The following is a 23,367-nucleotide window of genomic DNA, read 5'->3' on the forward strand; positions in this document are numbered from 1 at the left end:
CCTTTGCCTTTGCTGCCGCTGCTGGACTCGACATGCGCTGACGCTATCGCTCTGCTCGGACAGTGCGGGGGGCCTGTGTAGCACCCCGGGCAGGCACCCGGCACACTGACCGGCATGCCTGTCTCGCTGCATCACATCGTCATCGACGCCCATGACTTGCCCGCCCTGGCCCGGTTCTGGGCCGAGGCGCTGGGCTGGCGGATTCTGTCCGAGCGGGAGCGGGAGGTCGTGATCGGGCCGGAGGTGAACGCGCCGGTGGGGATCTGCTTCATGCCGGTGACCGATCGCAAGGCCGTGAAGAACCGGCTGCACTTCGATCTGACGGCCCCCGCGGAGGAACGGGACGCCGAGATCGAGCGGCTGCTCGCGCTCGGTGCCCGCCGGGCGGAGGTCGGGCAGAGCGGTGAGGAGTCCTGGACCGTCCTTGCCGACCCCGAGGGGAACGAGTTCTGCGTGGTCCGGCCCAAGCAGACCCTCATCGGCTAAGGCTAAGGCTGAGACCAAGACCAAGACCGCGGCTGAGGGGAGGCGCTGAGGCGGGCCGCCCGGTGGTGGAACGCGCGGCGGACGGCGGGGAAGCGTCTGCCGTCGCGGCGCGGGTGCACCCGGTTCGTGAGCAGGACGTGGAAGCGTCCAGCGGCCGGGTCCACCCAGAGGCTGGTGCCGGTGAAGCCCGTGTGGCCGTACGAATCGGCGCCCATCGCGCCGCCGACCGGTGAGGCGACCGGGTCCTGTCCCTGCCAGCCGAGGCAGCGGCGCAGGTTGAGTCCTTCGGTGTGACACTTCGTCATCTGCGTGTAGGCGGCGGGGCCCAGGAGTCCGTCGCCGCCCCTGACCAGGGCTGTCCCCAGGCGTTCGAGGTCGCCGAGCGGGGCGAAGAGTCCGGCGTGGCCCGCGATGCCGCCGAGGACGACGGCGTTCTCGTCGTGCACCTCGCCCGTCACCACGTGACCGCGCCAGTCGCAGTGCTCCGTCGATACGGCGTGCTCCCGGCCCTCGCCGCGCGGGGCGAAGGCCAGCCCGGTCAACCCCAGCGGTTCGGCGACCAGTTGGGTGACGAGGATGTCCAGGGGCTGTCCGCCCGCGACCTCGGCGAGCAGGCCGAGCAGGATGAATCCGGCCGACGAGTACCAGACAGCCGTGCCGGGGCGCGTCGCGAGGGGAAGCGCGCGCACGCCGTCGAGGAGTTCCCGGCGGGTGGGGTGGTCGCGGTAGAGCGGCGTACTGCCCGGCAGGCCCGAGGTGTGCGCGAGGAGCTGGCCGACGGTGATCCGGGCCTTGTCCGTGCCGCGGTAGTCGGGCAGCAGGTCCTCCAGCGGGTCCGTGAGGGACAGCGCGCCGCGCTCGGCCAGGGCGAGCACCGCCAGGCCCACCACGGGTTTCGTCACCGAGGCCAGATCCCACAGCTCGGTGCCGTCCAGCTCGGGGCCGTCCCAGCGGCGGGTGCCCAGGTGGCCGGAGTCGAGGATGCCGTCAGCGGTGCCGGTGGACCAGGCCGCGGCCGAGAAGAGCTTGTGCCGCCGGGCCTCGTCGAGCAGGTCGCGGAGATCGGGGGGCGCGCTCATTCGCGTACCAGCCCGAGCAGTGAACTCCCGCCGGACGAGGACGAGACGAGGCCCGCGGCCGCACGCACCATGGGGCCGAACAGGGCCACGCTCTCCGCGTCGAGCGTGAAGGTCGGGCCGACGATGCCCACCGCGCCCACCGGGCGGCCGTCCGCCCCGAGGACCGGCGCCGCCACACCCCGCACATCCGGTTCGGTGCACTCGTCGTCCAGGGCGTACCCCTGTGCGCGGACGGTGGCCAGCGCCGCGAGGACGGCCGCCGGATCGGTGACCGTCTGCGGTGTCCTGGCCGGAAGGGCCGCCGTGCCGAGGATCTGCGCGGCCTCCTCCTCCGGCAGGGCGGAGAGGATCGCCAGACCCGCGGCGCTGCAGTGCAGCGGGACCGTGCCGCCGGCCCGTACGCCGAGCCGGTAGGTGTCCGCCGCCTCTGACTGGGCCAGGTGAACGGCGGTGTCCGCGTCGCGTACCGAGTAGTGCGCCACATGTCCCGTACGCAGCCGCAGATCGGCCAGGACGGGCCTGGCCAGGCGCAGTTCGGGGCTGTCGGCGAGCGCGGTCGCCGCGAGGCCGAGCAGCCGCGGCCCCGCGCGGTATCTGCCGCCCGGCAGCGCGACCGCGTAGCCGTTGTCGGCGAGCGTGCCGAGCAGCCGGTGCACCGTGGGCTTGGGCAGCCCCGTATACGCCGCGAGGTCCGCGAGCCGGTGCGGGCCGTCCGGGCGCACGAGCGCGTCGAGGACCTCGAGGGCCTTGTCGACAGGGCCCTTGGCGCCGGCCGGGGTGTCCGCCGCGGTGGTGATCCGGGTGTTGACCGCCTTCGTCATGTCGCTTAGCTTAACCCAACCGCGTTCCGGTGAACGGAACGATCGTACTGTTCGATGGAACATTGAAAGGGTGCGTGGCGCGTGACCCATCCAGGTATGTCACGTCGTAGAGCCCTACGGCTGGGAGCAGTTGCCGTTCCCGCTCTCGCCGTTCCCATGGCGCTCACCGGCTGCGGCGCCGGGGCCGGCGGGGTGCGGGGCGGGGTCCTTCGGGTGGCGCAGGCCGAGGACCCCTCGACCCTCGATCCGCACAAACAGGGCGACATGATCACCATGAACGTCCTGATCAACATCTTCGACACCCTGACCGCACGGGACGCCCATGGCCGGCTCGCGCCCCGCCTCGCGCTCTCCTGGTCGGCACGCTCCGAGAACACCTGGCGCTTCACGCTGCGCCGGGGCGTGCGCTTCCACAACGGCGAGCCCTGCGACGCGGCGGCCGTCAAGTTCAGCATCGAGCGGATCCTCGATCCGGCGACCCGCTCGCCGATCGTCGAACTGCGCTACGTGAAGCGCGTGTCCGTCGTCGACGCGCACACCGTGGACATCCACACCAGCCAGCACGACCCGATCCTGCCCGCCAAGCTCTCGCTGTTCGGCGGCGTCGTCGTCCCGCCCCGGCACATCGCGAAGGTCGGCGACGAGGACTTCGCCCGCCGTCCCGTCGGCACCGGCCCCTTCCGCTTCACCAGTTGGCGGCGTGACCGCGAACTGAAGATGCGGCGCAACACCGGGCACTTCCACGGCACACCGGACGTCGAAGAACTCGTCTTCACGCCGCTGCCCAACCCCGCCTCCGCGCTCGCGGCCCTCCAGAGCGGCGAGGTGGACCTGGTCACCGGGCTCACCCCGGACGCCGCACGGCAGCTCTCCGGATACGGGGGCGTGGAGCTGGAGAACCACCCCGGCACCAGGACCGCCTACCTCAACCTCGACACGCAGGTCGGCTCGCTGCGCGACCGCAGGGTGCGCCAGGCACTCAACCACGCCGTTGACGTGCCCCTGCTCATCGACGCCGTACTCGACGGGAAGGCCCGCGAGGTGCCCGCGATGATCCCGCACGGCACCTTCGGGTTCGACGAAACACTGCGGCCCTACCGCCGTTCCCTGCGCACGGCCCGCAGACTCCTCGCCGACGCGGGACACCCCGACGGCCTCTCCACCACCCTCACCGCCTCCAACACCGACGCCCAGGTAGCCGAGGCCATATCCGGACTGCTCGCCAGGGTCGGCATCCGCGCCCGCGTCGAACTCCTCGACCCCGGCACCTTCTCCTCGCGCCTCACCTCGAAGAACCGGCACGCGCTCGGACCGCTGTACCTCGCCGCGAGCTCCGTATGGACGCTCGACGGCAGCAGCATGCTCCAGTCCATCGTGCGCAGCGACCGGCGCCAGAGCCGCTGGAAATCCGAGCGCGCCGACCATCTCATCGACCGCGAGGAGCTGTCCGTCAGCCCGAAGGAGCGCACCAAGGCCTTCTCCGAGCTGCAGCGACTCATGCTCGACGAGGCGCCGTTCGTGCCGCTCTACCAGCAGGACATCATCCTGGCGCGCACCACCCGCGCCCAGTGGACCCCCATCGTCAACGGCGCTCTGGCCATGGAGAGCGCGGAGGTTTCCCGATGAGCCGGACCGCGGCCGTGACGAGCCGGACAGCGGCCGTGCCACCCCTGCTGCGGCAGATCGCGGCACGCCTGGGCACCGCCCTCGGCGTCCTGTTCGCCGTCGCCACCATCGCCTTCCTCCTCGTACGGCTCTCCGGCGACCCGGTCACACAGCTCCTTCCGCCCGACGCCACCCGGGCGCAGGAAGACACCCTGCGCGCGCAACTCGGCCTCGACCAGCCGCTGATCGCGCAGTACGGCGACTACCTGTGGGGCCTGCTCCACTTCGACCTCGGCGACTCGCTCGTCCACGGCCGACCGGTCGCTGAGGTGCTCGCGGAGCGACTGCCCGCCACCCTCCAACTCGCGCTCGGCGCCATGGTGATCACGCTCCTGGTGGCGGTGCCCGCCGGGATCTACGCGGCGATGCGACGCGGCCGTGCCGGGGACACCTCCGTGATGACCGCCGTCCTGCTCGGCCAGTCGACACCGCCCTTCTGGATCGGCATCCTGCTCATCCTGGTCTTCTCCGTACAGCTCAAGGCGCTGCCCGCGTCCGGCTACGGCACCTTCGCCCACCTGGTGCTTCCCGCCGTCACCCTGTCCGTCTACTCGGTCGCCGTGATCGCCAGACTGCTGCGCTCCTCCCTCATCGACGTGCTCGGCTCCGACCACATCCGCACCTCACGCGCCAAGGGCCTCAGCCCCGGCAAGGTGGTCCTCGCCCACGGACTGCGCAACGCGGCCCTGCCGACCGTCACCGTCATCGGCCTGGAGTTCGGCGGACTGCTCGGCGGCGCCATCCTCACCGAGCAGGTCTTCTCCTGGCCCGGCATCGGACGGCTCACCGTCGAGGCCATCTCGCACCGCGACTTCCCGATGGTGCAGGCGGCGGTCCTCTTCTTCGCGGCGGCCTTCGTCCTCGTCAATCTGCTCGTCGACCTGTCCTACAGCCTCCTCGACCCGAGAGTGCGGGCCCAGCGATGACCACTACCCCTCAGATGTCCGACGAGACGGCTGCCGCACCCCTGCCGCCCGCGAGGACACCCCTCATACGATCCGCCGCCCTGCGTACGCTGCTGCGCAACCGCCTGGCCGCCGTCGCACTCGGCGTCCTCGCCCTGATGGTGCTCGCCGCGGTGTTCGCCCCGCTGCTCGCACCCCACGACCCGGCCGCCCAGAACCTCCTCGTCCGGCTCAAGCCGCCCGCCTGGCAGGACGGCGGCAGCGGAAGCCACCCCCTCGGCACCGACCAGCTCGGCCGCGACCTGCTCTCCCGCGTGATCTACGGCTCGCGCATCTCGCTGCTCGTCGGCGTCGGCGCGGCCCTGCTCGCCGGAGTCGCGGGCGCCGCCTGCGGCCTCTTCGCCGGATACCGCGGCGGCCGCTTCGACCGGCTCCTGATGCGGGCCGCCGACATCCAACTGGCCTTCCCCTCACTGCTCCTTGCGCTCGCCATCGTCGGCTTCCTGGGCTCGGGCCTGTGGAACGTGGTGCTCGTCCTCGGCTTCACCGGCTGGGTCTCGTACGCCCGGGTGGTGCGCGCCGAGGTGCTCTCCCTGCGCTCGCGCGACTACATCACCCAGGCCCGCGCCACCGGCGTACGCGACCTCACCATCCTGCGCCGCCACCTCCTGCCCAACGTGATGGCGCCCCTCGCGACCATCGGCACCCTGCACATCGCCGCCGCCATCGTCGCCGAGGCCTCGCTCAGCTATCTGGGGCTCGGCGTCCCCAAGGAGACCGTCACCTGGGGCGCGATGCTCGCCGACGGCCAGCTCTACCTCGGCACCGCCTGGTGGATCGCCGTGTTCCCCGGACTCGCCCTGATGCTCACCTCGCTGTCCATCAACATCACCGGTGACGCCCTGCGGGACGTCGCAGACCCGAAGGCGTACCGCCGATGACCCCACTCCTCCAGATCAAGGACCTGTCCGTCGACTTCCGGCTCGGCCCTGGCCCGGTGCACGCCGTGCGCGGCGTCAGCCTCGACCTGCACGCGGGCGAGACCCTGGCCGTGGTCGGCGAGTCGGGCAGCGGCAAGTCCGCCACCCTGCTCTCCGTGCTCCGGCTCAACCCCGAACCGCCGTGCGTCTACACCGGCGGCGAGATCCGCCTCGACGGCCGCGATCTGCTCGCCCTGCCGGAGAAGGAGCTGCGGTCCGTCCGCGGCAACGACATCGCCATGATCTTCCAGGACCCGATGACCAGCCTCGACCCGCTGCAACGGGTCGGCCACCAGGTCGCCGAGGTGCTCCGGCGGCACCGGGGCGCCTCCCGCGCCGAGGCCCGCGAGGAGGCCGTGCGCGCGCTCGGCGAGGTGGGCATCCCCGAGCCCGGGCGCCGCGCCCGCCAGTACCCGCACGAACTCTCCGGCGGCCTGCGCCAACGCGTGATGATCGCGACCGCGCTCGTCGGACGGCCCCGGGTCCTCATCGCCGACGAGCCGACCACCGCCCTCGACGTGACCGTGCAGCGCCAGATCCTCGAACTCCTCGACGAACTGCGCGAGCGGCACGGCATGGCCGTCGTACTGATCACCCACGACCTGGGCGTGGTGGCCGAGACGGCCGACCGGGTCGTGGTCATGCACCGCGGCCGGGTCGTGGAGAGCGGCCACGTCGCCGATGTCTTCGAGGACCCGCAGCAGGACTACACCCGGCGCCTGCTCGCCGCGACCCCCCGACTGGAGTCGGCATGACGACGCTGCTCGAACTGACCGGACTGCGCAAGGAGTTCGGCACCGGGGACGGAGTGACCGTCGCCGTCGACGACGTCTCGCTGACCGTCACCGAGGGCGAGACGCTCGCCCTGGTCGGCGAGTCCGGATCCGGCAAGACCACCCTGACCCGGCTCCTCCTCGCGCTCACCGAACCGACCGCGGGCAGCGTCCGCTTCGAGGGCCGCGACCTGGCCGGACTTCCCGCCGCCGAACTGCGCCGGATGCGCGCCCACATGCAGGTGGTGCTCCAGGACCCGTACTCCAGCATGAACCCGCGCCTGCGCGTCACCGACATCATCGGCGAACCCCTCGTCACCCACGACGCCTCCTACCGGGGCCGGCGGGGCCGGGCCCGGCTGCGGGAGCGGGCGGGGGAGCTCCTGACCCGGGTCGGCCTCGACGCGGAACTGCAGGACCGCTTCCCGCACGAGTTCTCCGGCGGCCAGCGCCAGCGCATCTCCATCGCCCGTGCCCTCGCGCCCGAGCCGCGCCTCGTGGTCCTCGACGAACCGACCAGCGCACTCGACGTGTCCGTGCAGGCCCAGGTCCTTGACCTGCTGACCGACCTGCAGCAGCGCCTCGGCCTCACCTATGTGTTCGTCTCGCACAATCTGGCCGTCGTCCAGCAGGTCGCCGACCGCGTGGCCGTCATGCGCCACGGCCGGATCGTCGAGACCGGCACCGCGGACGCCGTCCTCAAACACCCGCAGCACCCCTATACGAGGGAGCTGCTCGCCGCGGTGCCACGCCCCGACGGCTACCGCACCCGGCGGACCGCGAGGGCCCGGTGAGGGGAGCGGTGCGGGCGGGGCTACGCGTGGGTCAGGACAAGACCGGCGCCGCCGAGCAGCGCCACGTCGTCCGGGCCCACCTCACCGAGCAGGGCGCGCGGCGGCTCGGCGGTCGACCAGGCGGTGTCGCGCCGCAGCCGCTCCTCGATGCGGGCCCGGAAGGGCTCACCGCCCTCGCGGGCCTCGCCGTGCAGCACGAACAGGCCCGGCGCGAAGAGCTGCTGCACGTTGACCAGGCCGAGGGCGAGATTGTCCGCGTACTCCTCGACGAGCGCACGGGCCGCGCTGTCGGTCCGGCCCGCGAGGTCCGCGAGGGACTCCACCCCGGCCAGGCCCGCCGACCGCGCCCGCTGCCGCAGCCAGCGGGTGGTCGCCATGGTCTTCCAGCAGCCGCGCGCCCCGCAGGTGCAGGTCTCGCCACTGGCCGCCACCGTCATATGGGCGCCGCTGCGGCCGCCGTGCGGGGCGAGTACCGCGCCCTCGTAGAGAATGCCGACCCCCAGCACTTCCCCGGTCGACACCGAGGCGAAGGTACGGCGACCGCGGCCCGCCCCGAACCAGCGGTCGCCCAGGACCTGAAGCCGGGCCCGGTGCTCGACATGGACGGGCACGCCGACCAGGTCGCGCAGCACGGCCGCCACCGGGTAGCCGTGCAGAGCGGGAACGTCGTTGGCCTCCAGGACGGTCCCCGTCTCCGGGTCCACCAGGCCCGCCGCGGCCACCCCGATGCCGTCCGGCGTCCGGCCGGGTCCGGCGAAGCACGCCCCGGCCGCTTCCCGCAGGGCGCCGTCCACGCAACTGCGCGGGCCGCTCGCGTCGAAGGCCGTCTCGGTGCGGTGCAGCAGCTTGCCCGCACGCGAGACCAGGGCCGCCCGGACGACTCCGGGCAGCACCTCCACCGCGCCGAGGGCCGGGCGCGGGGCGGGTGGCCGCGGCGCCGGGTCGGGGACGAGGCGCAGCGGGGGACGTTCAACAGCCATGCGCAGACTCTGCCACGGCACGATCCGAGGAGACAGACCGGTGCTTGACCTGACCGAGCTCACCTGGCGCCAGACACGGGAGGCGGGGCGCGGCGGCATCGCGCTGCTGCCCATCGGCTCCCAGGAACAGCACGCCGAGCATCTGCCGATGGGCACGGACACCCTGCTCGCGAGCGCCGTCACGGACCGCGCGGCAGCGCTGCTCGCGGATGACGGACCACAGGTCGTACGGCTGCCCGTACTGCCGTACGGCCACAGCCCGCACCACCTCTTCGCCGCCGCGGTCTCGCTGTCGGCGGCGACCCTCGGCGCGGTGCTCGGCGACATCCTGAGCTCCCTGAGCCGCAGCGGATTCGACCGCATCATGATCGTCAACGGTCATGGCGGCAACGACGAGGTGATGCGCCTGGCCATCAAGGAGTTCGCCCTGCACACGGACGTCGCCCTGGCCGCCTGCTCGTACTGGAGCCTCGGCGAGGGCGACGAAGCGGGGCGCCCCGAGGTGACGCCGGGCCATGCGGGCTGGTTCGAGACCTCCCTGATGCTGGCCGCGCACCCGGACCTGGTGAGGACCCCGCTGCCGGTGCGGGAGCCGGTGCAGCCGCCGCCCCTGTTCGACCGGCCGCCGCACCCCGGCCTGAGCGTCGAGCGGTACGGGGAGTGGGAGCGGGTCGGCGGGGCCACCGACGACCCCTCCGGCGCCGACGGGGAGCGGGGCGAGCGGCTGCTCGACGCGCGGGCGGCGCAGCTGGCGCAGGCGATCCGCGCCTTCGACGCGGCGACCCGGTCGGGGAGCAAGTGAACGATCACGTAGCAAGGAGAACCATGAAGATCACCGATGTCGATGTGCAGGTCGTCAACCTGCCCCTGACCAACCCGTTCACCAGCTCCTTCGAGACCAAGACCGGCGAGACCCGCACCGTGGTGCGGATCCGTACCGACGACGGTCTGGTCGGCTGGGGCGAGACGATGTGGGGGCAGCCCGTCGCCGCGCTCGTCCGCAAGCTCGCCCAGGACCTCATAGGCACCAGCCCCTTCGCCCTGGAGGCCTTCCACCGCAAGCAGCACATGGTGCCGTTCTTCCACGGCTACCTCGGCTACGCCGCCATCGCCGCCCTCGACGTGGCCTGCTGGGACCTGATGGGCAAGGCCAGCGGACACTCGGTGACCGAGCTCCTGGGCGGGGCGGTGCGCGACCAGGTGCCGCTGACGGCGCTGATCACGCGGGCCGACGCGGGGGGCGCGACCGGTGAGGCGCTCGGCCCGGCGCTGGCCGAGCACGCCGTCAAGGTCGTCTCCGAGGGCGGCTTCCGGGCGGTGAAGCTGAAGGGCACGACGGACATCGACGGCGACGTGCGGATCCTGCGGGCCATCCGCGCGGCACTGCCCGCCGTCAAACTGCGGGTCGACCCGAACGCGGCCTGGTCGGTGCCGGACACGGTGAGCGCGGGCCGGGCCCTGGAGGACCTGAACCTCGAATACCTGGAGGACCCCTGCGTCGGGATCGAGGGCATGAGCCAGGTCCACGCGCAGGTCCGTATCCCGCTGTGCACCAACATGTGCGTGGTCCGCTTCGAGGACTTCGCACCGGCGATGCGGCTGCGGGCCGTCGACATCATCCACGGTGACGTCTACAAGTGGGGCGGCATCGCACCGACCAAGGCCCTTGCCGCGCACTGCGAGACCTTCGGCCTCGGCATGAACCTGCACAGCGGCGGCGAACTGGGCATCGCCACGGCGGCGCATCTGGCGGTGGTGGCCAGCACCCCGGTCCTCAACCGGGCCATCGACTCCATGTACTACCTCCACGCCGACGACATCATCGAGCCCCTCGACCTGAACGAGGGCAGCCTCACGGTGCCGCAGGGCCCCGGCCTCGGCGTGAGCGTCGACGAGGACAAACTCCGCCACTACGCCGCCGTGAACGACCGCGAGGGAGACCTGACCGGATGACCGAGATCCACACCGCCGCAGCCCCGCGTCCCGCGGGCGCCTACAGCCAGGGCATCGAGGCCGCCGGCTTCGTCTGGACGGCGGGCTTCGGCCCCCAGGACCCGGCCACGGGCGCCGTCGCCGACACGGTGGGCGCCCAGACGACCCGGGTCCTGCGCAACGTCGAGGCAGTACTCGAGGCCCGGGGCCTGACCCTGGCGGACGTAGTGAAGACAACGGTCCACCTGCAACACCTGCACCGGGACTTCGAGGAGTTCAACGAGGCCTACGAGCACTTCTTCGCGGCGCCCTACCCGGCCCGTACGACGGTCGGTTCGGACCTGATGGACATCCTCGTGGAGATCGACGTGGTGGCGGTACGCCGGTCCTGATCCCACCGCCGGGCGCGGCTTCGGACGGGCCCTACCCGTCCAGCTGCGCCCGCAGCCACTCCTCCACCTCTCCCACGTGTGCCGCCGCCGCGGCCCTGGCCGCCTCCGGGTCGCGGGCCACCAGGGCGCGGTGGATGCGGGCGTGTTCGCGGCGGGTGCGTTCGAAGGCGTCTTCTTCCTGGTAGCCGCGCCATACCCGGGCGCGGAAGGTGCGTGAGGAGAGGCCTTCCAGGATGGCCGCCATCGTGTCGTTGCCCGCCGCGAAGGCGATCGTGCGGTGGAACGCCAGGTCGTGGGAGAGGATCTCCTCCGGGTCGTCCGTGGCGTTCATGGCCTCCAAGTGTTTTTCCACGTCGGCCAGTTGATCGGGCGTGATGCGGGCCGCCGCCAGCGCTGTCGCCGTGGATTCGAGGACCCTGCGCACCTCGAGGAGTTCCACCAGGCGCGGGCCGCGGGACAGGTCGGCCACGACGCCGAAGGTTTCCAGGAGATCCCCGGCCTCCAGCTGCGTGACGTAGATGCCCGAGCCGTGCCGGGCCTCCAGGACGCCCATCACCGTGAGGGCGCGGATCGCCTCCCGCATGGAGCTGCGCGAGATGCCCAGCTGCGTCGCCAAGTCGCGTTCCGTGGGCAGGCGTTCGCCCGGCTCCAGGCGGCCCTCGCCGATCATCGCCTTGATCTGCTCGATGGCCCGCCCGGTCACGGTGCCCTTCTGCGGGGCGGTCTGGTCCACGTGACGCTCCTCCACTAGCCGAGTGCGCCGCAGTCTAACCAGAGATGTGGTCGGACCACTACGGCCTGAAAACAGGAAAACTTGGCGACGGAGGGTGTTGTGAGCGCCAAGTGGTCTGATAAATATTCGCCATCAGTCGCCCGATCCACGTTCGCATCACCTTCGATGAGGAGCCGTCAGATGGCCGGCAGAACAGTGCGCAACAGGTCCAGCAGGGCGGGGACTTCGCGGGCGGCGCGGATCGCCGCCGCGGCGGCCTGCGCGTCCCTCGTGCTCACGGCATGTGGCAGTACGACGGACAACGCGGCCCCCGCGGGCGGTGAGGGCGGCGAGGGCAAGGTCGGGGTGATCCTGCCCCTGCTGACCTCGCCGTTCTGGCAGTCGTACAACGACTACGTGCCGAAGATGGCGAAGTCCGAGGACGTCGACACGAACAAGACGGTCAACTCCAACAGCGACCCCTCGCAGCAGATCACCGACATCAACAACCAGCTCAACCAGGGGGTCAAGGGGCTCGTCGTCGCGCCCCTCGACAGCGCCGCGATCTCCGCCGGTCTCGACCAGGCCGAGCGCAAGGGCGTGCCCGTGGTCGCCGTCGACGTCGCCCCCGAGAAGGGCAAGGTCGCGATGGTGGTGCGCGCCAACAACGTCGCGTACGGCGAGAAGGCCTGTGACTACCTCGGCGACCAGGTCAAGACCGGCAAGGTCGTCCAGATCATGGGAGACCTCGCCTCCGTCAACGGCCGCGAGCGCTCCGAGGCGTTCCGCACCTGCGTGAAGAAGAAGTACCCGAAGCTCAAGGTCCTGGAGATCCCCGCCAAGTGGGAGTCCGACACGGCCGCCTCCAAGCTGGACACGCTGCTCAACTCCAACCCCGACATCAAGGGCATCTACATGCAGGCGGGCGGCGTCTATCTCGCGCCCACCCTGCAGACCCTGAAGTCCAAGGGAATGCTGAAGAAGGCCGGCGAGAAGGGCCACATCACGGTCATCTCGAACGACGGCATCCCGCAGGAGTTCGACGCCATCCGCAAGGGCCAGATCGACGCCACCGTCTCGCAGCCCGCCGACGCGTACGCCAAGTACGGGATGTACTACATCAAGGCCGCGATGAACGGAAAGAAGTTCAAGCCCGGCAAGACCGACCACGACTCCACCATCGTGAAGCTGCCCAGCGGCATACTCGAGGACCAGCTGCCCGCGCCCCTGGTCACCAAGGAGAACGTCGACGACTCCAAGCTGTGGGGCAACACGGTCAAATGAGTACGCCGATGAGCAAGCCCCCCACGCCGGGGCAGACGGCGCGGACCGCACTCGTCGAAGCCACCGGCATCGTCAAGCGGTACGGCCCCACCGTCGCGCTCCAGGACGGCCGGCTGACCGTCATGCCCGGCGAGTCCCACGCCCTCGTCGGCCGCAACGGCGCGGGCAAGTCCACCCTGGTCACCATCCTCACCGGCCTCCAGGCCCCGGACGCGGGCACCGTCCTCTTCGACGGCGAGCCCGCCCCGCCGCTCGCCGACCGCGACGCCTGGCGCCGCAAGGTGGCCTGCGTCTACCAGAAGCCCACCGTCGTACCCGACCTCACCGTCGCCGAGAACCTCTTCATCAACCGCCAGCCCGAAGGCCGCGGCGGCTTCATCAGCTGGCGCAGGCTCCGCGCGCGGGCCGCGGAGGTGCTCGACACCTGGGACGTGCGGGTCGACCCGGACGCCCGCACCGCCGACCTCAAGGTCGAGGACCGGCAGATGGTCGAGATCGCGCGGGCGCTCAGCTTCGGGGCGCGCTTCATCGTCCTGGACGAGCCCACCGCGCAACTCGACAACCGCGAGATCGAGCGCCTCTTCACCCGCATGCGGACCCTCCAGGAATCCGGCGTCACCTTCCTCTTCATCTCGCACCACCTCCAGGAGGTGTACGAGGTGTGCCAGACCGTCACCGTCCTGCGCGACGCCCGCTGGATCACCACGGCGCCCGTGGCCGATCTGCCGCGCGCCGCCCTGGTCGAGGCGATGGCGGGGGAGGCCCTTCAGGAGAAGAAGGCCGCCGAGGAGTCCGTCGCCCGCACCGAGGTGCCCGCCGACGCCCCGGTGATGCTCGATGTCAGGGGCCTCACCAGCGAGTCCTACGCGGACATCGACCTGACCGTCCGCAAGGGCGAGGTCGTCGGCCTCGCCGGATCCAGCGGCAGCGGCAAGATCAACCTCGCCGAGACCATCGCGGGCCTGCACACGCCGACCGGCGGAAACGCCCGACTCGACGGCAGGCAACTGCCGTTCGGGGACGTGACCGCCACGCTGCGGGCCGGCGTCGGCTGTGTCCCGCGTGACCGGCACGACCAGGGCCTGGTTTTCGGCATGACGATCGGCGACAACGCCACGATGTCCGTGCTCGACCGGCTCGGCAAGTACGGCTTCGTCGGCACCGAACGCAAGCGCGGCTTCGCCGAAGAGCTCATCGACCGCCTCGACATCCACGCCGAGGGCCCCGACCAGCCCGTGTCCGACCTCTCCGGCGGCAACGCCCAGAAGGTCGTCATGGCCCGGGCGCTCGCCTCCGACCCCCGGCTCCTCGTCCTGATCAACCCCACCGCGGGCGTGGACGTGAAGTCCAAGGAGTCACTGCTCGCCCGCATGGACAACGCCCGCGAGGACGGCACCGCCGTACTCGTCGTCTCCGACGAACTGGACGACCTGCGGCGCTGCGACCGCGTCCTGGTCCTCTTCCACGGCCGGGTGGTCGCCGAGCACGCGGCGGGCTTCACCGACCACGACCTGATCGCTTCGATCGAGGGCGTCGGGGAGAACGCGGGTGCGGCAGAAACCGAAGGAGCGCAAGAAGGAGTGAAGGAACGTGGCTGACACGAAGGCCCCGTCGGCCTCGACCGCACCGGACCTGACGGCGAAGACCGATAACGCCCGCGCCCAGGCGCGCTCCGTGCTGCTACGGCGGGCACGCGAACTCGCTCTCGTACCAGCCCTGTTGCTCCTGATGCTGCTCGGCACCCTGGTGAACGACTCGTTCCTCACGGAGCGCAACCTCATCTCCATCCTGGGCGCCTCCGCCGCCCTCGCGATGGTCGTGCTCGCCGAATCGCTCGTCCTCATCACCGGCAAGTTCGACCTGTCCCTCGAATCGGTCGTCGGCATCGCGCCCGCCGTCGGCGCGCTGCTCGTCCTGCCCGCCGCGCAGGCCGGATTCGGCACCGAGATGCCCGCCGCGGTGGCGCTGCTCGCGATCCTCGTCGTCGGCGCGGTCATCGGCGCCTTCAACGGCATCCTCGTGGTCAAGCTCAAACTCAACGCGTTCATCGTCACGCTGGCCATGCTGATCGTCCTGCGCGGACTGCTCGTCGGCGCGACCAAGGGCAAGACGCTCTTCGGGATGCCCGAGGCCTTCTACACCCTGGCCACCTCCACGTTCCTGACCATCCCGCTCTCGGTGTGGCTGGCCGCCGTCGCCTTCGGCGTCGCGGGCTTCGTCCTCAAGTACCACCGGGTGGGGCGCGCGCTGTACGCGATCGGCGGCAACGCGGACGCGGCCCGCGCCGCCGGTATCCGCGTCGAGCGCGTGATGCTCGGCGTGTTCGTCGTCGCCGGCACGCTCGCCGCCGTCGGCGGACTCATGCAGACCGGCTACGTCGGCGCGATCAACGCCAACCAGGGCCAGAACATGATCTTCACGGTGTTCGCGGCCGCGGTCATCGGCGGCATCAGCCTCGACGGCGGCAAGGGCACCATGTTCGGCGCCCTCACCGGCGTCCTGCTGCTCGGCGTCGTACAGAACCTGCTCACTCTCGCCCAGGTGCCTTCCTTCTGGATCCAGGCCATCTACGGCGGAATCATCCTGGTCGCCCTGATGATCGCGCGCGTCACCACCGGCCGCGCACAGGACTGACCCCGCTTCGGGTTCCCCGCCGTTCCCCGCCTCCCTGTCCCTTTCCGGAAAGGCCTCCTGTGTCCCCGACCTCCGCCCGCATCATCGCGGCAGACACCTATGACGTACGGTTCCCCACCTCGCGGGAGCTCGACGGATCCGACGCGATGAACCCGGACCCCGACTACTCCGCCGCCTATGTGGTCCTGCGCACGGACGCCGACGACGGTCTGGAGGGGCACGGCTTCACCTTCACCATCGGGCGCGGCAACGACGTCCAGGTCGCCGCCATCGAGTCGCTGCGCCACCACGTGCTCGGCCGGTCCGTCGAGGAACTCTGCGCCGATCCGGGGACGCTGAACCGCGACCTGATCGGGGACAGCCAACTGCGCTGGCTCGGTCCCGAGAAGGGCGTGATGCACATGGCCATCGGCGCCGTCGTCAACGCCCTGTGGGATCTGTCTGCCAAGCGCGCGGGCAAGCCGCTGTGGCGGTTCCTCGCCGACGCGGAGCCACGGTGGCTGGTCTCCCAGATCGACTTCCGCTACATCGCCGACGCCCTCGCTCCCCAAGAGGCCCTGGACATACTCCAGTCGGGCAGACAAGGAGCCGCCGAACGCGAAGTCTCGCTGCGCGAGCACGGCTATCCCGGCTACACGACGTCACCGGGCTGGCTCGGCTACAGCGACGAGAAGCTGACCCGCCTCGCCCGCCAGGCCGTGGCGGACGGCTTCACCCAGATCAAGCTGAAGGTCGGCGCGGACCTCGCGGACGACGTACGACGCTGCCGCACCGCCCGTGAGGCCATCGGACCCGGCATCCGGATGGCGATCGACGCCAACCAGCGCTGGAACGTCGACGAGGCGGTGCAGTGGACGCGCGCCCTGGCGGAGTTCGACCCGTACTGGGTCGAGGAGCCCACCAGCCCCGACGACGTCCTCGGCCACGCGGCGATCCGCAAGGCGGTCGCCCCGGTCAAGGTCGCCACCGGCGAGCACGTGCAGAACCGCATCGTGTTCAAGCAGCTCTTGCAGGCCGGTGCGATCGACGTGCTGCAGATCGACGCGGCCCGTGTCGGCGGCGTCAACGAGAACCTGGCGATCCTGCTGCTCGCCGCCAAGTTCGGGGTGCCGGTCTGCCCGCACGCGGGCGGGGTGGGCCTGTGCGAACTCGTCCAGCATCTGTCGATGTTCGACTACGTGGCGCTGTCCGGGACCACCGAGAACCGCGTCATCGAATACGTCGACCATCTCCACGACCACTTCATCGACCCGGTCGTGCTGCGTCAGGGCCACTACCTGGCGCCCACCGCGCCGGGCTTCTCGGCCGCCATGCGGGCCGAGTCCCTCGCCGAATTCACCTATCCGGACGGCGCCTTCTGGGCCGCCGATCTCGCTCAGGGCAAAGGAGCAGCCGCATGACGGACGCCCGGGATTTTGACGGCCTCACAGCACTGGTCACCGGCGGAGCCTCCGGCATCGGGCGGGCCACGGCCGAGCTCCTTGCCGCGCGGGGAGCCCGCGTCGCGGTGCTCGACCTGGCCCCGGACGGCGTCGAGAAGCCGCTCACCGGCTACCGCGCCGACGTCTCGGACGACGCCTCGGTACGCGAAGCCGTCGCCGCCGCCGCGCAGGACCTCGGCGGACTCGACGTACTGGTCAACAACGCGGGGATCGGCGCGCAGGGCACCGTCGAGGACAACGGCGACGACCAGTGGCACAAGGTGCTCGACGTGAACGTCCTCGGGATCGTGCGCACCACACGCGCCGCCCTGCCGCACCTGCGCGCCTCCACCCGTGCGGCGATCGTCAACACCTGCTCGATCGCCGCCACCGCGGGCCTGCCGCAGCGGGCCCTGTACTCGGCGTCCAAGGGCGCGGTGCTCTCTTTGACGCTCGCCATGGCCGCGGATCACGTACGCGAGGGGGTCCGCGTCAACTGCGTCAACGCCGGCACCGTGGACACCCCGTGGGTCGGCCGCCTCCTGGACGCCGCGCCCGACCCGGCGGCCGAGCGTGCCGCGCTCGAGGCCCGCCAGCCGACCGGACGCCTGGTCTCGGCGGACGAGGTCGCGGGCGCCATCGCCTACCTGGCGAGCCCCCTCTCCGGCGCCACCACCGGCACCGCGCTCGCCGTCGACGGCGGAATGCAGGGCCTGCGGCTGCGTCCGGCGGGCCAGTGAGCGCCCTGGCCCGGCGCACCCCGGGCTCCGGCGGCGTCGAGGTGAGCGAGCTGTCCTTCGGCGCCGCCGGCCTCGGCAACCTCTACACGCCGATCACCGACGCGGAGGCGGCCGCCGCCGTCGACGCGGCCTGGGACGCGGGCCTGCGCTACTTCGACACCGCACCGCACTACGGCATCGGCCTGTCCGAGCGCCGACTGGGCGAGGCCCTGCGGGCACACCCGCGGGAGGCGTACGCACTGTCGACCAAAGCGGGCCGCCTGCTCGAAGAGACGGGAGAGGAGCCGCCGGGCGACGACCTCGCGCACGGCTTCGCCGTGCCCGCGACGCACCGCCGGGTCTGGGACTTCAGCGCGGACGGCATCCGCCGCTCCCTGGAGGCCAGCCTGACCCGCCTGGGCCTGGACCGCGTGGACATCGTCTACCTCCACGACCCGGACGACCACGCGGAACAGGCCTTCAAGGAGGGCTACCCCGCCCTGGAGCGGCTGCGCTCGGAGGGCGTCGTCGGCGCGATCGGCGCGGGCATGAACCAGACGGCGATGCTCACCCGCTTCCTCCGCGACACGGACGTCGACGCCGTGCTGTGCGCGGGCCGCTACACGCTCCTGGACCAGAGCGCCCTCGTCGAACTGCTCCCCGCGGCGCAGGAGCACGGCAAGGCGGTGGTCATCGGCGGCGTCTTCAACTCCGGTCTGCTCGCCGACCCCCGCCCCGGCGCGACCTACGACTACACGACCGCACCCGGCGCGCTCCTGGACCGTGCCCGCCATCTGAAGGCCATGGCGGAACGGCACGGCACCACGCTGCGCGCGGCGGCCCTGGCCTTCCCCCTGGCCCATCCCGCCGTGGCGACCGTCCTTGTGGGCGCCCGCTCGGACCGCGAAGTCCGTGACGCGGCGGCGCAGTTCGCCGCCGCTGTCCCCGGCGACTTCTGGCAGGAAGCCCGCGCCGAAGGGCTGCTGCCCGCAGGCGCACCCGTCCCCGGAGAGGAACACGCGTGAGAATCGCCCTGCACACCAAGGTGCGCGCCGACCGCGTCACCGAGTACGACGCCGCGCACCGCGAGGTGCCCGCCGAGCTCACCGCCGCCATCCGCGCGGCGGGCGCCACCTCCTGGACGATCTGGCGCAGCGGCACCGACCTCTTCCACCTCCTGGAATGCGAGGACTACGCCCGGATGCTCGCCGAGCTGGACAAGCTGCCGGTCAACATCGCCTGGCAGGCGCGGATGGCCCAGCTCCTCGACGTCGTCCACGACTACTCGGCCGAAGGCGCGGACGCGGGGCTGCCCGTCGTATGGGAGCTGCCGTGACACCGCACCTCGTCGACTCCCACCACCATGTGTGGGACCTCTCCGTACGCGACCAGGAGTGGATCACCGGCGACGCACTCGCCCCGATCCGCCGGACCTTCTCTCTCGCGGACCTGCTGCCCGACGCCCGCGCCGCCGGTGTCGCCGCGAGCGTGCTCGTCCAGACGGTGACGGTGGCCGACGAGACCCCCGAGTTCCTTGCCCTGGCGCAGGAGAGCGACCTCGTGGCGGGCGTCGTCGGATGGATCGACCTCACCCGCCCGGAAGCCGCCGACACACTCGCGCGGTTGCGCCAACTGCCGGGCGGGCGGCACCTCGTGGGCATCCGGCACCAGGTGCAGGGCGAACCGGACCCGCAGTGGCTGCTGCGGCCCGACGTGCGCCGCGGACTCGCCGCGGTCGGCGCGGCGGGGCTCGCCTATGACCTGGTCGTCCTGCCCCACCAGCTCCCCGCCTGCGTCGAAGCGGCCCGGGACCACCCTGGACTCACCTTCGTCCTGGACCATGCGGGCAAGCCGCCCATCGCTTCCGGCACCCTCGAACCCTGGGCCGCGGACATCCGCTCGCTGGCCGCGCTGCCCAACACCGTCTGCAAACTCTCCGGCCTGGTGACGGAGGCCGATCGGGGGACGTGGACGGTCGACGACCTGCGCCCGTACGCGGACACCGTCCTGGAAGCCTTCGGCCCCGACCGGTTGATGTTCGGCTCGGACTGGCCGGTCTGCACCCTGGCCGCCACATACGCGGAAGTCGTCGACGCGGCGCGGGAGTTGACCGGATCGCTGAGCGAGAGCGAACGCACCTCAGTCTTCGCCGGGACCGCGACCCGCGTCTACCGCCTCTGACTCAGCGCGGAGAGTCGATCCGTGTCGGCGGCAGGAACTCCCGTACGTACGTCCGCTCCCACCAGGCGCCCGTCGCGCGCAGCTCGCGCAGGCTCGTGTAGGTGTAGCGGTACAGGCGGGCGCGGATGTACGCCGGAGGCGCGTCCTGCGGGAACGGCACGTGGCGCAGCAGCCGCAGCGTGTCCCGGTCGCCTTCGAGCAGCCGCTCCACCAGCGGGCCGAACCACGACCTGGCGTAGGCGGGGGAGAGCCCGGCGAACCACATCATCCAGTCGAGCCGCAGATGGTACGGCGCGAACTGCCGTGGCCTGCGCCGCACATCACCCGGCTTGCCCTTGAACTCGTACTCCCGCCACTCCGAGTCCTGACGGGGCTTGTCGTCCGCCGTGCCCTCGATGACCACCTCCTGGCGGACGCGGCTGACGCTGCCGAACGCGCCGTAGGTGTTGACGAGGTGCAGCGGGTCGAAGGAGGAGTTCATGATCTGCCGCCGCGAGAACAGATTGCGCGCGGGCCGGTAGCTCAGGGCCAGGAGCAGGACGGTCACCGCGATGACCACCACCTCGTACCAGAGCGGGGCGGCGGGGGAGTGCGAGGGCGCCGCTGTGCTCCCGAAGTCCAGGACGGACACGGCGAGCACGATCGTCATCCAGTTCAGCCAGCTGAAGTTCCCCGAGAGGACCAGCCACAGCTGGGTGACGATCATCAGGCAGGCCGCGGCCGTGGCGATCGGCTGCGGCGTGAACAGCAGCACGGGCACGACGAGTTGGGTGAAGTGGTTCGCCGCGACCTCCGCCCGGTGCAGCGGCTTCGGCAGATGGTGGAAGAACCAGCTCAGCGGGCCCGGCATCGGCTGCGTCTCGTGGTGGAAGTACAGGCAGGTGAGCCGCCGCCAGCACTCGTCGCCGCGCATCTTGATCAGCCCGGCGCCGAACTCCACGCGGAAGAGGATCCAGCGCAGCAGGAAGAGCACGAGCACCGGCGGTGCCGTCTCGTCGTTGCCGAGGAAGACGGCGAGGAAGCCCGTCTCCAGGAGCAGCGACTCCCAGCCGAAGCCGTACCAGGTCTGCCCCACGTTCACGATCGAGAGATACAGGACCCACGGCACGAGCCACAGCAGCATCCCGCCCCACAGCGGCAGGAGAGCGTCGGCGCCCGCGAGCAGCGCGAGCGCGCAGGCGCAGCCCGTCCACGCGACGAGGGCGAAGAAGCGGTCCGAGTAGTGCAACTGGAAGAGGCTCGGCGCCTTGCGGAACGGCACGCGCGCGACGTAGCGCGGCACCGGCAGCATGCCGCGCTCCCCGATCAGCGCACGGAACTGCAGCGCCGCGCCCAGGAACGCGACGAGGTAGACGGCGGCGAGCGCCCGCTGGAAGACGAGGCGGCCGAGCCAGTACTGATCCGCGGTGAACCACTCCACAAGGCCATCTTGCGCCGAATCGGCCCCGGCGCCCCTCCCGGCGTGCGGGTTCGGGCCCGACAGCGAAGAATCATGAAGTGTCATGACGCCCACGTCACTGCCGGACGACTGGCCAGCGGACCCGCGGTCGATCCTGGCGTTCAACCGCACAGGCTGCTTCGACTGGGACCTCGACAGCGGCCTGATGCATCTCGATGCCGCGGGCCATGAGGTCTTCGACGTGCGTACCGACGAGTACGACGGCCATCCGACGACGCTCGGCATACGGGTCCCGCCGGTGGAGGCACACCGTATGGACGCCTACGTCTCGCACGCGCTCAAGGACGGCAGCGAGACCTACGGCATCTACTTCCGCATCCGGCTGCGCGAGGGCGGTCTGCGCTGGACCCATACCCAGGGGTTCATCCACCGTGACGAAACGGGTCGTCCGCACCGCATCGTGGGCGTCGTCCGCGATGCCACGCAGGAACTGGGCGACAGCACGGCCCGGCACCGGCGCGCCGACGAGGAGGAGGACCGGCGCCGCCGCACGAGCGTCGTACAGGGCATCACGGCGGCCCTCGCGCACGCCCGTACCGTCCGGGACGTCATCGACGTGCTCAAGGACACCCACGGCCTGGCCCACCTGGGTGCGTCGAATCTCGTCATGGCCCTGGTCGAGGCCGGGCGGATCCGCCTGGTCGCGGAGGGGCCCGAGGGCAGCTTCGTGCCGGGCACCAAGTTCACCCGGGTCGACGAGCGGTATCCGATGAGCGACGCCGTGCGCACGCTCTCGCCCCGCTTCATCGAGACGGAGGCCGAATTCGCCGCCTCCTACCCCGATCTGTGGCCGCACATCGACAAGCTGGGCATCTCGTCGGCCGCGTATCTCCCGCTGATCGCGCAGGCCAAGCCGATCGGCGTACTCGGCCTGCTCTACCAGGAGAAGACCGGCTTCACCGAGGAGGAGCGCAACGTCCTGGTCGCCCTGAGCAGCGGCATCGCGCAGAGCCTGCAGCGCGCCATGTTCTACGAGCAGGAGAAGGACCTCGCCCAGGGCCTCCAGCAGGCGATGCTGCCCCGCAGCATCCCCGGCGTGCCCGGCGCCGACATCGCGGTCCGCTACCGCTCGGCGGCGCTCGGCCGGGACATCGGCGGCGACTGGTACGACGTGATCCCGCTGCCCGGCGGCCGCGTCGGGGCGGTCATCGGCGACGTACAGGGCCATGACACGCACGCGGCGGCCGTCATGGGCCAGCTGCGCATCGTGCTGCGCGCCTACGCCGCCGAGGGGCACACGCCCGCCACCGTCATGGCGCGCGCCTCGGGGTTCCTGCACGAACTGGACACCGACCGCTTCGCGACCTGCCTCTACGCCGAGGCCGATCTGTCGACCGGGGTCGTCCAGGTGGTGCGGGCCGGACACATCGACCCGCTCCTCCAGCAGACCGACGGGAGCTGCCGCCGCGTGCCGGTCGACGGAGGGCTCCCGCTGGGCCTCTCGGCCGAGTTCGGCCGCCTCGAATATCCGGTCACCACCTTCGAGCTCGACGCGGGCCACACCCTGCTGCTCTTCACCGACGGGCTCATCGAGGAGCCGGGCGTCGACCTCGGCGACGGGATGCGGGCCCTGGGCGAGCTCGCCTGCTCGGGGCCACGCGACCTCCAGGAGCTCGCCGACCGGCTCTGCTCGATCGTCGACGAGCGGGGCGGCGAGGACGACGCTGCCCTGCTGCTCCTGCGTCGCCGCCCGGACGACGCACCGCTCTCCGGCGGCCGCCTCCAGCAGCACGTCGGCCCCGGCGACCCGGAGGCCCTTGCCGAGGCCCGGCACATGATCCGCGCGGCCGTGCGCGCGTGGGGGGCCGGGGACGGCGCCGACGAGGTCGAGCTGGTGGCGGACGAGGTGATCACCAACGCCCTGATGCACACCGACGGCGCGGCGATCGTGACCCTGCGGGTCATCAGCGGCACCGACCGGCGCCTGCGCATCGAGGTCGAGGACTCCTCCAGCGCGCTGCCGCGCCGCAGGGAGGCGGGGGAATCAGGCGTGTCGGGGCGGGGGTTGCTGCTCGTGGACATGCTCGCGGACGAGTGGGGGGTCGAGTCGCGGGGCAGCGGCAAGTGCGTGTGGTGCGAGTTCGTCGTGCCCGCGCGGGACGGCCGGGGCGAGCGGACGGCGCCGCCGGAACAGAGTCAGGAGTGAGCGC

The 23,367-nt window shown here is 71.5% G+C and carries 23 protein-coding genes; 18 read left to right on the plus strand and 5 right to left on the minus strand.

Going from position 1 to position 23,367, the window contains the following annotated elements:
* The first annotated feature begins 114 nt into the window (after positions 1-114).
* Positions 115-486: a VOC family protein gene (locus ABZ906_RS05995; RefSeq protein ID WP_361377847.1), complete on the plus strand. Its 372-nt coding sequence runs from the start codon at positions 115-117 to the stop codon at positions 484-486.
* A gap of 2 nt (positions 487-488) precedes the next feature.
* On the opposite strand, the gene ABZ906_RS06000 is transcribed toward ABZ906_RS05995, so the two are convergent.
* Entirely contained in the window at positions 489-1,565 is a 1,077-nt protein-coding gene (locus ABZ906_RS06000) for a serine hydrolase domain-containing protein (RefSeq protein WP_361377850.1), read from the minus strand.
* Entirely contained in the window at positions 1,562-2,386 is an 825-nt protein-coding gene (locus ABZ906_RS06005) for an IclR family transcriptional regulator (protein ID WP_361201232.1), read from the minus strand. Before ABZ906_RS06005 ends, ABZ906_RS06000 begins: the two co-directional genes overlap by 4 nt.
* Before the next feature lie 96 nt (positions 2,387-2,482).
* On the opposite strand from ABZ906_RS06005, the gene ABZ906_RS06010 reads away from it, so the two are divergent.
* The 5 genes from ABZ906_RS06010 to ABZ906_RS06030 are packed head-to-tail and all read left to right on the plus strand — an operon-like array spanning position 2,483 to position 7,503.
* The gene (locus ABZ906_RS06010) at positions 2,483-4,012 is read left to right on the plus strand and encodes an ABC transporter substrate-binding protein (RefSeq protein WP_361377853.1); all 1,530 of its coding nucleotides are present in this window, start codon (positions 2,483-2,485) and stop codon (positions 4,010-4,012) included.
* Positions 4,009-4,977: an ABC transporter permease gene (locus ABZ906_RS06015; protein ID WP_361201228.1), complete on the plus strand. Its 969-nt coding sequence runs from the start codon at positions 4,009-4,011 to the stop codon at positions 4,975-4,977. Before ABZ906_RS06010 ends, ABZ906_RS06015 begins: the two co-directional genes overlap by 4 nt.
* A gap of 14 nt (positions 4,978-4,991) precedes the next feature.
* A complete protein-coding gene (locus ABZ906_RS06020) occupies positions 4,992-5,897 on the plus strand; it encodes an ABC transporter permease (RefSeq protein ID WP_361378120.1) in 906 nt (301 codons plus the stop codon).
* Positions 5,894-6,691 carry an ABC transporter ATP-binding protein gene (locus ABZ906_RS06025; protein WP_361377857.1) on the plus strand — a complete coding sequence of 266 codons (798 nt, stop codon included), beginning with the start codon at positions 5,894-5,896 and terminating at the stop codon, positions 6,689-6,691. Before ABZ906_RS06020 ends, ABZ906_RS06025 begins: the two co-directional genes overlap by 4 nt.
* Positions 6,688-7,503 carry an ATP-binding cassette domain-containing protein gene (locus ABZ906_RS06030; protein ID WP_361377860.1) on the plus strand — a complete coding sequence of 272 codons (816 nt, stop codon included), beginning with the start codon at positions 6,688-6,690 and terminating at the stop codon, positions 7,501-7,503. Before ABZ906_RS06025 ends, ABZ906_RS06030 begins: the two co-directional genes overlap by 4 nt.
* Positions 7,504-7,523: 20 nt before the next feature.
* Here the strand turns inward: ABZ906_RS06030 and ABZ906_RS06035 are convergent, their stop codons facing one another.
* Positions 7,524-8,483 (minus strand): ROK family protein, encoded by a 960-nt coding sequence (locus tag ABZ906_RS06035; protein WP_361377863.1) that lies wholly within the window; start codon positions 8,481-8,483, stop codon positions 7,524-7,526.
* Positions 8,484-8,523: 40 nt separating this feature from the next.
* Between ABZ906_RS06035 and ABZ906_RS06040 the strand changes: the two genes are divergently transcribed.
* The 3 genes from ABZ906_RS06040 to ABZ906_RS06050 are packed head-to-tail and all read left to right on the plus strand — an operon-like array spanning position 8,524 to position 10,807.
* A complete protein-coding gene (locus tag ABZ906_RS06040) occupies positions 8,524-9,285 on the plus strand; it encodes a creatininase family protein (protein WP_361377866.1) in 762 nt (253 codons plus the stop codon).
* A 23-nt stretch (positions 9,286-9,308) separates the two neighbouring features.
* Positions 9,309-10,436 (plus strand): enolase C-terminal domain-like protein, encoded by a 1,128-nt coding sequence (locus ABZ906_RS06045; RefSeq protein WP_361377869.1) that lies wholly within the window; start codon positions 9,309-9,311, stop codon positions 10,434-10,436.
* Positions 10,433-10,807 (plus strand): Rid family detoxifying hydrolase, encoded by a 375-nt coding sequence (locus tag ABZ906_RS06050; protein ID WP_361377872.1) that lies wholly within the window; start codon positions 10,433-10,435, stop codon positions 10,805-10,807. The genes ABZ906_RS06045 and ABZ906_RS06050 overlap by 4 nt, the downstream gene beginning before the upstream one ends.
* A gap of 31 nt (positions 10,808-10,838) precedes the next feature.
* Here ABZ906_RS06050 and ABZ906_RS06055 read toward each other — a convergent pair whose 3' ends face one another.
* The gene (locus tag ABZ906_RS06055; protein ID WP_361377875.1) at positions 10,839-11,540 is read right to left on the minus strand and encodes a FadR/GntR family transcriptional regulator; all 702 of its coding nucleotides are present in this window, start codon (positions 11,538-11,540) and stop codon (positions 10,839-10,841) included.
* Between the two features lie 180 nt (positions 11,541-11,720).
* Between ABZ906_RS06055 and ABZ906_RS06060 the strand changes: the two genes are divergently transcribed.
* From ABZ906_RS06060 to ABZ906_RS06095, 8 genes are read left to right on the plus strand one after another with little or no spacing between them, the layout of a single operon-like run.
* On the plus strand, positions 11,721-12,803 hold the full coding sequence (locus tag ABZ906_RS06060) for a sugar ABC transporter substrate-binding protein (RefSeq protein WP_361377878.1): 1,083 nt from the start codon (positions 11,721-11,723) through the stop codon (positions 12,801-12,803).
* A gap of 8 nt (positions 12,804-12,811) precedes the next feature.
* Positions 12,812-14,401 carry a sugar ABC transporter ATP-binding protein gene (locus ABZ906_RS06065; protein ID WP_361377881.1) on the plus strand — a complete coding sequence of 530 codons (1,590 nt, stop codon included), beginning with the start codon at positions 12,812-12,814 and terminating at the stop codon, positions 14,399-14,401.
* On the plus strand, positions 14,394-15,437 hold the full coding sequence (locus tag ABZ906_RS06070) for an ABC transporter permease (RefSeq protein WP_361377884.1): 1,044 nt from the start codon (positions 14,394-14,396) through the stop codon (positions 15,435-15,437). Before ABZ906_RS06065 ends, ABZ906_RS06070 begins: the two co-directional genes overlap by 8 nt.
* 59 nt (positions 15,438-15,496) lie before the next feature.
* A complete protein-coding gene (locus ABZ906_RS06075; RefSeq protein ID WP_361377887.1) occupies positions 15,497-16,837 on the plus strand; it encodes an L-fuconate dehydratase in 1,341 nt (446 codons plus the stop codon).
* Positions 16,834-17,598 (plus strand): SDR family oxidoreductase, encoded by a 765-nt coding sequence (locus ABZ906_RS06080; protein WP_361377890.1) that lies wholly within the window; start codon positions 16,834-16,836, stop codon positions 17,596-17,598. The genes ABZ906_RS06075 and ABZ906_RS06080 overlap by 4 nt, the downstream gene beginning before the upstream one ends.
* Positions 17,595-18,602: an aldo/keto reductase gene (locus ABZ906_RS06085; RefSeq protein WP_361377893.1), complete on the plus strand. Its 1,008-nt coding sequence runs from the start codon at positions 17,595-17,597 to the stop codon at positions 18,600-18,602. Before ABZ906_RS06080 ends, ABZ906_RS06085 begins: the two co-directional genes overlap by 4 nt.
* Entirely contained in the window at positions 18,599-18,913 is a 315-nt protein-coding gene (locus ABZ906_RS06090) for an L-rhamnose mutarotase (RefSeq protein WP_361377896.1), read from the plus strand. Before ABZ906_RS06085 ends, ABZ906_RS06090 begins: the two co-directional genes overlap by 4 nt.
* Complete coding sequence (locus tag ABZ906_RS06095; RefSeq protein WP_361377899.1) at positions 18,898-19,758, plus strand: amidohydrolase family protein; 861 nt, start codon at positions 18,898-18,900, stop codon at positions 19,756-19,758. The genes ABZ906_RS06090 and ABZ906_RS06095 overlap by 16 nt, the downstream gene beginning before the upstream one ends.
* Position 19,759: 1 nt before the next feature.
* Here the strand turns inward: ABZ906_RS06095 and ABZ906_RS06100 are convergent, their stop codons facing one another.
* The gene (locus ABZ906_RS06100) at positions 19,760-21,178 is read right to left on the minus strand and encodes a lipase maturation factor family protein (protein WP_361377902.1); all 1,419 of its coding nucleotides are present in this window, start codon (positions 21,176-21,178) and stop codon (positions 19,760-19,762) included.
* Positions 21,179-21,260: 82 nt separating this feature from the next.
* Between ABZ906_RS06100 and ABZ906_RS06105 the strand changes: the two genes are divergently transcribed.
* Positions 21,261-23,363 carry a SpoIIE family protein phosphatase gene (locus tag ABZ906_RS06105; RefSeq protein WP_361377905.1) on the plus strand — a complete coding sequence of 701 codons (2,103 nt, stop codon included), beginning with the start codon at positions 21,261-21,263 and terminating at the stop codon, positions 23,361-23,363.
* The last annotated feature ends 4 nt before the right edge of the window (positions 23,364-23,367 follow it).

This window comes from Streptomyces sp. NPDC046925 (assembly GCF_040644915.1).
GTDB lineage: Bacteria > Actinomycetota > Actinomycetes > Streptomycetales > Streptomycetaceae > Streptomyces.

What these genes read in the sequence shown, in the direction of transcription:
- ABZ906_RS05995 (WP_361377847.1), top strand. Translation starts at nt 115, where the DNA reads ATGCCTGTCTCGCTGCATCACATCGTCATCGACGCCCATGACTTGCCC.
- ABZ906_RS06000 (WP_361377850.1), bottom strand. Translation starts at nt 1,565, where the DNA reads ATGAGCGCGCCCCCCGATCTCCGCGACCTGCTCGACGAGGCCCGGCGG.
- ABZ906_RS06005 (WP_361201232.1), bottom strand. Translation starts at nt 2,386, where the DNA reads ATGACGAAGGCGGTCAACACCCGGATCACCACCGCGGCGGACACCCCG.
- ABZ906_RS06010 (WP_361377853.1), top strand. Translation starts at nt 2,483, where the DNA reads ATGTCACGTCGTAGAGCCCTACGGCTGGGAGCAGTTGCCGTTCCCGCT.
- ABZ906_RS06015 (WP_361201228.1), top strand. Translation starts at nt 4,009, where the DNA reads ATGAGCCGGACCGCGGCCGTGACGAGCCGGACAGCGGCCGTGCCACCC.
- ABZ906_RS06020 (WP_361378120.1), top strand. Translation starts at nt 4,992, where the DNA reads ATGTCCGACGAGACGGCTGCCGCACCCCTGCCGCCCGCGAGGACACCC.
- ABZ906_RS06025 (WP_361377857.1), top strand. Translation starts at nt 5,894, where the DNA reads ATGACCCCACTCCTCCAGATCAAGGACCTGTCCGTCGACTTCCGGCTC.
- ABZ906_RS06030 (WP_361377860.1), top strand. Translation starts at nt 6,688, where the DNA reads ATGACGACGCTGCTCGAACTGACCGGACTGCGCAAGGAGTTCGGCACC.
- ABZ906_RS06035 (WP_361377863.1), bottom strand. Translation starts at nt 8,483, where the DNA reads ATGGCTGTTGAACGTCCCCCGCTGCGCCTCGTCCCCGACCCGGCGCCG.
- ABZ906_RS06045 (WP_361377869.1), top strand. Translation starts at nt 9,309, where the DNA reads ATGAAGATCACCGATGTCGATGTGCAGGTCGTCAACCTGCCCCTGACC.
- ABZ906_RS06050 (WP_361377872.1), top strand. Translation starts at nt 10,433, where the DNA reads ATGACCGAGATCCACACCGCCGCAGCCCCGCGTCCCGCGGGCGCCTAC.
- ABZ906_RS06060 (WP_361377878.1), top strand. Translation starts at nt 11,721, where the DNA reads ATGGCCGGCAGAACAGTGCGCAACAGGTCCAGCAGGGCGGGGACTTCG.
- ABZ906_RS06065 (WP_361377881.1), top strand. Translation starts at nt 12,812, where the DNA reads ATGAGCAAGCCCCCCACGCCGGGGCAGACGGCGCGGACCGCACTCGTC.
- ABZ906_RS06080 (WP_361377890.1), top strand. Translation starts at nt 16,834, where the DNA reads ATGACGGACGCCCGGGATTTTGACGGCCTCACAGCACTGGTCACCGGC.
- ABZ906_RS06095 (WP_361377899.1), top strand. Translation starts at nt 18,898, where the DNA reads ATGGGAGCTGCCGTGACACCGCACCTCGTCGACTCCCACCACCATGTG.
- ABZ906_RS06105 (WP_361377905.1), top strand. Translation starts at nt 21,261, where the DNA reads ATGACGCCCACGTCACTGCCGGACGACTGGCCAGCGGACCCGCGGTCG.